The organism is Streptomyces sp. NPDC051976 (assembly GCF_040680795.1).
Classification (GTDB): domain Bacteria; phylum Actinomycetota; class Actinomycetes; order Streptomycetales; family Streptomycetaceae; genus Actinacidiphila.
Map to the genome: position 1 here is coordinate 1 of NZ_JBFAXL010000134.1, position 5,062 is coordinate 5,062.

The 5,062-nt window shown below is 70.1% G+C and carries 3 protein-coding genes; 2 read left to right on the top strand and 1 reads right to left on the bottom strand.

From position 1 onward, the window contains the following. Window positions 1-116: 116 nt before the first annotated feature. Window positions 117-1,436, bottom strand: a complete 1,320-nt coding sequence (locus AB0M29_RS44940; RefSeq protein WP_365393606.1) for a hypothetical protein — start codon at window positions 1,434-1,436, stop codon at window positions 117-119. Between the two features lie 339 nt (window positions 1,437-1,775). On the opposite strand from AB0M29_RS44940, the gene AB0M29_RS44945 reads away from it, so the two are divergent. Beyond that, window positions 1,776-2,960 carry an ROK family protein gene (locus AB0M29_RS44945; protein ID WP_365393608.1) on the top strand — a complete coding sequence of 395 codons (1,185 nt, stop codon included), beginning with the start codon at window positions 1,776-1,778 and terminating at the stop codon, window positions 2,958-2,960. Window positions 2,961-3,186: 226 nt separating this feature from the next. Next, window positions 3,187-4,962, top strand: a complete 1,776-nt coding sequence (locus AB0M29_RS44950; protein ID WP_365393610.1) for a ricin-type beta-trefoil lectin domain protein — start codon at window positions 3,187-3,189, stop codon at window positions 4,960-4,962. Window positions 4,963-5,062: the final 100 nt, after the last annotated feature.

The following is a 5,062-nucleotide window of genomic DNA, read 5'->3' on the forward strand; positions in this document are numbered from 1 at the left end:
CGACGGGCCGCCGGGTACCGCGCGCGATCAGTACGAGAGCGGCACTCGCCGCCCGGCGCGGATGGCTGTGACGCTCCGGTCGTCGGCGACGACCGGGCGACCCGACGCCAGGGCGATCACTGTGCCGACGAAGACCAGTGCCCGGTGTGCCCCAGGTCGCCGATCACGCCGATCCGGATGCCGAGCCACGGGTAGGTGCGGTTGAAGAACGCGTTGTCCTGCGGTTGCAGTCCGACGGCGGAGGGCCACATCTGGAAGGCGGGTGCGTTGGAGATCCCGCCGTGCAGCCGCCGCCAGATCCGAAGTGAGCTCTGCCCGGCGGGCGGTGCCGTGATGGTGTCCGTCCACTCGACCGCGTTCCCGCCCTGGTCGAGGGTGCCCCAGGGCGAGGTGGTCCTGGCCTGGCCGACGGTGCTGAGGCTGCCCTGGTAGAGCTGGCCGTAGGTGGTGGGGTCCAGGCCGAGCGGGTTGACGGTGGCGCAGTCGGCGGGCCGCACCTCGCCGGGGCACCAACTCGGTGCCGGTTGGCCGCTGGCGTGGTAGGAGGCCAGCGGCTGGGTCGCCCCGTTGGTGACATCGCCGGTGGTGGGGTTGAGGACGGTGGGGGCGGGAGCGGTGGCGTCCCCGTCGCCGAAGACTCCCGGGTTGGTCGGGTACTTCCAGTAGGAGTAGGTGCCGCCGCCGCGCGGGTCGTAGTAGGCCGCCTTGATCCACTCGTCCTGGCTCGGCACGACGAATCCGGAGTCCTGGGCCCGCGTGGCGTCCGGCCGGGCGAGGTCGTACATCCCGCGCTCGGTCCTGGCCGAGAGCCTGACCTGGTAGGTGTCGTAGGTGTACGCGCCGCTGGCGGTGACCTGCTGGGAGAGCACGCGGCCGTTGGTGAGCGAGTTGGCGAAGCGCGCGGCCCGCAGGAAGTTCGCGAAGCCGTACGGCTTGTCCGCCCACTCGGGGTACGCCACCGAGTAGTGGCCGCCGTTGCCCGCGCTCGGGGAGAAGTTGACCTGGCCGTACTTCGGCCACGCCGTCGCACTCTCCGTCTCGTCGTAGAGGTCGTGGGGGTCGCGGCCGGTGGGGTCGGCGGTGTTGAGGAACGCCACCCACTGGGCGACGGTGACTTCGAGCTGCCCGATCCCGTACGGATATCCGACGCCGCCGACCATCAGGCAGCCGGTGGAGCCCGCGGGGGCGTCGGCGCACGACCGGTAGACGGCGTCCTTGAACGGGACGACGGCCACCGCGGGGTTGCCGGGCGCACCGACCTCGGCGGTGGTCACCGTGATGACGGCGCCCCCGCCCGGGGTGGTGCCGCCCGGGTCGGGCGGGGTCGCGGCAGCCGAACCCGAGCCGGTGAGGGCTGACGAAGCGAGCAGCGCCGCGACCCCGCAGGCCGCCGGCAGGGCCTTGCGGAAGCGGGTACGGCCGGGACGAAATCGCATGGGAACCCTTGTCGGCCATGGCGCCCCGCCCCCTCGCCGAGACAGCCCGGAGCGGCCCGCCGAAAACGGGATGAGTGCCTCACCGTAGCCGCGTCCGCCACCCTCCGCGGCCGTCGAATCACAGGAAGCGACCGAGTTCCCCTTTTTAGCCGCATGGACGGCCCCCGCATGGCGCCCTTCGAACAATGGGGCAAATCAGCACCCTGACGAGCCGGTAACTCCTGAATCCGTAGGCAAATGTCCTAGTTGGCAGGGTGAGCAGCTCCATGGCGGACCGGAAGCGGAAGAGAAGTTGAATCAATTATTGACGGAGTTAATTTGACCCCCTACGTTACGGGCATGCAAACGCGCCGCGCTCTGCGAGCACCGATCACCACACCCGCGACAGCGACGGTCTTCACCACCGTCCTGACGCACGGGCCGGTCTCCCGTCTGGAGGTGGCGAGGATGACGGGACTGTCGTCCGCCGCGGTGACCAAGGCCGCCCGCCCGTTCATCGAGGCGGGCTACATGGTGGAGTTGACCGACCAGCCGCGGCCGACGCAGGGGGCGGGGCGGCCGGCGGTGCCGCTGAGCGTGAACCCGGACCGGGAGTTCTTCCTGGGGGTGAAGATCTGCGCCGAGGAACTGATCGGCGTGGTGGTGGACCTGCAGTGCCAGGTCCGCTTCGCCCTCCACCGGCAGCTCGCCTCCACGGCCGTCGGAGAAGTGGTGGAAAGCCTGGCCACGCTGGTGGCGGACCTTCGTGCGCAGGCACCGGAGTACGCGGGCCGCGGCCACTGCCTGGGCGTCGCGATCTCGGGTGACATCGACCGCGCCTCGGGAACCGTGCGCTACTCACCGTTCCTTGGCTGGCGGGACGTGCCGCTGGCGGCGCTGCTCACCGACGCCACAGGGCTGGAGGTGACCATCGAGAACGACGTGAAGTCCCTCGCGGTCGCCGAGCAGTTCTTCGGCGACGGGGCAGGCGTGGCCAACTTCGCGCTGGTCACGCTCGGCACGGGCATCGGCTGCGCCCTGGTGATCAACCACGTTCTGGTGGCCGGTGCCCACGGGGTCGCCGGCGAGATCGGGCACGTGCGCGTGACGGGCGACGGCCCGCCCTGCCACTGCGGCAGCAGTGGCTGCGTGGAGGCCATCGCCTCCACCAAAGCGATCGTCACCGCCGCCCGGGCGGCCTGCGGGGATCCGGCGCTGTCCATCGACGGAGCCGTCGCCATGGCGCGGTCCGGCGACACGGCGATGCGGCAGATCTTCCAGCGCGCCGGGCAGGCCATCGGTCTGGGCCTGGCGGCGCTGGCCAACTTCACCGGACCCGAGAAGATCCTCGTCTCCGGTGAGGGCGTCGGAGCCTACGACCTGTTCGAGACCTCGATCCGTACCGCCTTCCGGCAGCAGGCATTCGGGGCGGCCGCCTGCCCGCTGGTGCTCAACCCGCTGCCCTTCGAGGAGTGGGCCCGCGGCGCGTCCGCGGTGGCGGTACAGAGCCTGATCACGCTGCGGGACGAGGAGATCCTGCGCTAGCGGCGGGAACTCGCATGGATCGCCCCGCCATTGACTTCCGGCGCAGGCCGGGACCTCACAGCCCCGATCGGCCGCCAGGCGGTGTCCGCTGCAATCGGACCCGCCCGGCTGCCCCCATCAGAAAGGAGCTGTCGCACCGCGCCCCGCGCGGGCGTGCCCCATTTCCCCTTACCGGATCGGACCAGTCATGGGACGAGAAAGTCCGATTCCTGAAGGAGCCTACACCGTGTACATAAGATCAGCGTTCACGCGGGTTCTGCCCGTGGTGATGATCGCGGCCGCAGCGGCGGTGGCGTTGCCGAGCCAGCAGGCGTCCGCCAAGAGCGACTTCACCGCCAAGCCCTTCATGGGCTTCAGCACCTGGAGCGTGGAGTCCTCCACCCACCCCGGGTACGGCATGGGCTGGCTGAACGAGGCCAACGTCAAGAACGCCGCCGACGCCGTCGCCACCAAGCTCAAGTCGGCCGGTTACTCGTACATCAACCTCGACTCCGGCTGGAACAGCGGCGTCGACGGCAACGGCGTGCCCAAGACCGACAGCGGCCGGTTCCCCGACGGGATGAAGGCCACCGTCGACTACATCCACAGCAAGGGCCTCAAGGCCGGCATCTACGGTGTGGTCGGCATCCCCGGGGCGGCCTACGACGCCAACACCCCGATCGCCGGGACCTCCTGCCACGCCCGGGACATCGTCAAGCAGCCGCTGACCCAGGTGCCCAACGGCTGGTCCAGCGGCACGGACTACGAGGTCGACTACGGCAACGCCTGCGCCCAGCCGTACTACGACTCCGTCGTCAGCACCTGGGCCTCCTGGGGCGTCGACCTGATCAAGATCGACGGCCAGCACCTCGACGGCGGCGCCACCACCTCCGACGTACCGACCGACAACCTCGCGGTCTGGTCGCGGGCCATCGACCACCAGAGCAGGCAGATCTATCTGACCGCCAGCGGCTGGCCGGTGCCGGTCTCCGAGGCGGCCGGTCTCAAGCCGTACGCCAACGGTGTCCGGGTGGACACCGACGTGGAGTGCTACTGCGACACCATCTCCGCCTGGGACCACTCGGTCAGCGCACGCTTCGACGACCTGCCGAACTGGCTCGGCTCCCTCGGCCCGAACTACTGGCCCGACCTGGACTCGATGCCCATCAACAACAACACCGGCTCCGGTGTCCAGGACGGCCTGAACAACACCGAGCGCCAGTCCGTCATGAACTTCTGGTCCATGGCCTCCGCCCCGCTCTACGTCGGCGGCGACATCTACTTCATGGACGCCACCGCCCAGTCCATCCTCACCAACCCCGAGGTCATCGCCGTCGACCAGGCCGGCGTCATCCCCCGGCAGGTGGCGGGCGGCAGCCAGCAGATCTGGACCAAGAAGCTCGCCGACGGCTCCACCGTCGTCGGCCTCTACAACACCGGCGGCAGCAGCGCGTCCATCACCGCCAACTTCTCCTCCCTGGGCCTGTCCGGCACCGCCGCGGTACGCGACCTCAACTCGCGCACCGACCTCGGCAACGCCACCAACAGCTGGACCGCAAGCAACATCCCCGCCCACGGATCCCGCCTGATCAAGCTCACCGGCGCCACCGGCGGCGGGGGCGGCGGCGGGGGCGGCGGAGCCGGCCCGATCACCGGCGTCGGCTCCGGCAAGTGCGTGGACGTCAACGGCTCCAACTCCACCGACGGCGCGGTCGTCACCTTGTGGACGTGCACCGGCGGCGCCAACCAGACCTGGACCCGCACCGCAGGCACCTTCCAGTCGCTGGGCAAGTGCCTGGACATCACCGGCGGCGGCACCGCGAACAACACCCCCGTCGAACTGTGGTCCTGCAACGGCGGCGCCAACCAGCAATGGACCTCACCCGGCGACGGAACCCTGCGCAACCCGGCATCAGGACGATGCCTGGACGCCTCCGGCGGCGGCACGGCGAACGGCACCAAGCTGATCATCTGGGACTGCAACAGCAGCCAGAGCAACCAGCAGTGGACCTCGCCGTCCTGACCATCCGGCGGTACCCACCCCTCAGCACGGGGCCGACGGACTGACCCGTCCACGGAAAGCGGGCAGACGATCCGGTCGCGGGAAACCCTGGAGGCGGTGC

What these genes read in the sequence shown, in the direction of transcription:
- AB0M29_RS44940 (WP_365393606.1), bottom strand. Translation starts at nt 1,436, where the DNA reads ATGCGATTTCGTCCCGGCCGTACCCGCTTCCGCAAGGCCCTGCCGGCG.
- AB0M29_RS44945 (WP_365393608.1), top strand. Translation starts at nt 1,776, where the DNA reads ATGCAAACGCGCCGCGCTCTGCGAGCACCGATCACCACACCCGCGACA.